The organism is Treponema sp. UBA3813, assembly GCA_002368605.1.
Classification (GTDB): Bacteria; Spirochaetota; Spirochaetia; order Treponematales; family Treponemataceae; genus Treponema_D.
In genome coordinates this window covers 2,553-4,866 of sequence record DFEB01000056.1, presented here as the reverse complement: position 1 = coordinate 4,866, position 2,314 = coordinate 2,553, and the positions used below count along the sequence as shown (strand labels likewise).

Genomic DNA, 2,314 nt, shown 5'->3' with positions numbered 1-2,314 from the left:
AAATAGAGCCTTCATAATCCAGAATAGTCTGAGTAACAGTAGCCCGATGCAGTTTAGATTTCAAAACCTCGATATTCATACAAACTCCTATAAGTATTTAGACGCAGATGCACGCGGATAAAAAAAATAAATCTGCGTTAATCTGCGTTTATCTGCGTCGATTTTTATTTATTCAGTTCCAGTGCGATTCTCAGGCCGTCCAGAACAAGCTGGCTTTCGATTCGGTCGAAAAGCCCTGATTCCCGGAAGAGATTGGCGAAGCCGCCGGTGGCAATTACCGTGGGTTTTTCGCCTTTGAAGACTTCCTCCGTGAAGCCTCTGATAAGCTCCCTGATTGACCCCAAAGTGCCGTAATAAAGACCCGACTGAATGGCCGTGACGGTCGAGTTTCCGCAGGCCTTTTCCGGCTCCACAATCTCAACGCTGGGAAGCTGGGCCGTTCCCGAAGAAAGGGCGTGCATCATCATGTTGATTCCCGGCAGAATCGCGCCACCGAAGTATTCCTTGTCTTTTGTAATCACATCAACCGTGGTAGCCGTTCCCATGTCCACGACGATGATGTGACTTTTGAGCTTGAGGGCGCTGGCTCCGATTGCCGCCGCGATTCTGTCCGCACCGATTTCCTTGGGATTCGAGTAGCGTAGCTTGAGCCCGGTTTTGATTCCAGAGCGAATCATCAGCGGTTCGATGCCGAAATATTTGACGCAGGCACTGGTGATGGCGTAGTTCAGGCTTGGCACCACTGAGCAGATGGCGATGTCAGAAATCAGCTTTGAGTCGATTCCGTTTTCCCTGAGCACCGACCGCAAAAAAATCCCGATTTCATCGCTTGAAGTGCCGTGGGTCGTGGCACAGCGGAAAGTGAGAGTAATTTTGTCATTTTCGTACACACCCCCAGAAAGTTGAGTGTTTCCGATATCAAGTGTAAGTGTCATAAAACCTCCTCCAGCTTTTCAGCCAGCTCTGCATTTGTCGCCCCTTCCGCCATGCAGACGCCCTTGCCGTTCAGAATTTTGAAGGGGTGCTTGCTTGGCGTGATTTGTGACAAATCGTTGTAAACAACAAAATCTGCCTTGCTGTGACTAAAAAGACTGGTGACGGCGCGGTTTTTCTCGGTTTCGTCAGCTCCGCTGGTCAGCTTAAAGCATACGACCTTTGCATTTGCTCTGCCGCCCTCTGCCGCCCATTGGTGAAGGCTGTCGGCGATTTTTGGGCTTGGACGGAAGGTTACGGTCATTTCTCCGCCTGAGTGGAGCTTTCCATTTTTGCCCGCCTTTATTGTTTCGCCTCCGACAGTCACTGTGTCGGGAACATAATCGCTCACCGCTGCCGCGTGAATCACAGCGTCATAGGGAGAAGAAGTCAGCTCAGCCTTGATTGCCTCAGAAAGTTCCGCCCCTGTTTCAAAAAGAATCGTATTTATGGAAGATTCTTTTGCTTTTATGGCAGAAGAAGCCGCAATCAGCGTGATTTCATGTCCTTTGGCCGCCAGCGAGTCTGCAATCTGGGCAGAAGTACGCCCGCTGGAAGAGTTGGTGACGAATCTGACGCTGTCAATGTATTCCCGGCACCCGCCGCCAGTGATTAAGATTTTCATAAAGCTTCCTTTATGTATTCCAGAACTTTTTCTGGCGAAATCAGCTTGCCTAAGCCCACGCTTCCGCAGGCCAGACGGCCTTCCTCGGTGGGGAGGATTTTTGTTCCCCAGGACTCCAGCTTTTTGAGGTTTTCCTGAAGGGCTGGATGGGCGAACATGTTTGAGTTCATGGCAGGAGCAAGAAGCACCGGCTTTTCAAAATTGTTGGCAAGGAAAGTCGAGCCGAAAAGGTCATCGCACAATCCGCCTGCAAGCCGGGCAATGCAGTTTGCGCTGGCCGGATAAACGATAATCAAATCCGCCCATTTTTGCGCAAGGGTAATGTGGGGAATACAGTCAGGCTTCCAGGCGAACATGTCAGGCGTGAGAGCTTCGCGGTGGCTCAGGCCTTCAAAAACGGCGGGCTGCAAAAACTTTAAGGCTCCCTCGCTCATAGTCACCTGAACTTCAGCCCCCTCTTTGACGAGAAGGCTGGTAAGCTCGCAGGCTTTGTAGCAGGAGATTGAGCCTGTCACATGAAGTAAAATGTGCTTGTCTTTCATAAAATCGTCTCCTTCAAAAAACGGCTCCCAGTCGTGAAAACGGCTTATCGAAACCTAGGGAACGACGGCGTAGCCGGCAAAATGCTCCAGTGGAGCATTTTGAGTGAGTCTCCGAGCGGCTATGCTGCGAAGGCCCGCTCGCCTGCTACACGCTGTTTGTGCTTGTAACTATATA

General features: G+C 50.7%; 4 protein-coding genes. All 4 read right to left on the bottom strand.

The genetic code is table 11. The annotated features are described in order from the left end of the window. The coding region (locus B2089_RS09220; protein WP_296686898.1) for an aspartate 1-decarboxylase at nucleotides 1–79 on the bottom strand (79 nt) is incomplete at its 3' end. A gap of 85 nt (nucleotides 80–164) precedes the next feature. Further along, nucleotides 165–935 carry a type III pantothenate kinase gene (locus B2089_RS09215; protein WP_296322030.1) on the bottom strand — a complete coding sequence of 257 codons (771 nt, stop codon included), beginning with the start codon at nucleotides 933–935 and terminating at the stop codon, nucleotides 165–167. Then, on the bottom strand, nucleotides 932–1,597 hold the full coding sequence (locus tag B2089_RS09210) for a phosphopantothenoylcysteine decarboxylase (RefSeq protein WP_296322027.1): 666 nt from the start codon (nucleotides 1,595–1,597) through the stop codon (nucleotides 932–934). The genes B2089_RS09215 and B2089_RS09210 overlap by 4 nt, the downstream gene beginning before the upstream one ends. Next, nucleotides 1,594–2,139, bottom strand: coding sequence for a flavoprotein (locus B2089_RS09205; protein WP_296322024.1), 546 nt, complete (start codon nucleotides 2,137–2,139; stop codon nucleotides 1,594–1,596). The genes B2089_RS09210 and B2089_RS09205 overlap by 4 nt, the downstream gene beginning before the upstream one ends. Nucleotides 2,140–2,314: the final 175 nt, after the last annotated feature.

Excerpts from the sequence above, each read along its gene's own strand:
- B2089_RS09205 (WP_296322024.1), bottom strand. The coding sequence starts at position 2,139 with ATGAAAGACAAGCACATTTTACTTCATGTGACAGGCTCAATCTCCTGC.
- B2089_RS09210 (WP_296322027.1), bottom strand. The coding sequence starts at position 1,597 with ATGAAAATCTTAATCACTGGCGGCGGGTGCCGGGAATACATTGACAGC.
- B2089_RS09215 (WP_296322030.1), bottom strand. The coding sequence starts at position 935 with ATGACACTTACACTTGATATCGGAAACACTCAACTTTCTGGGGGTGTG.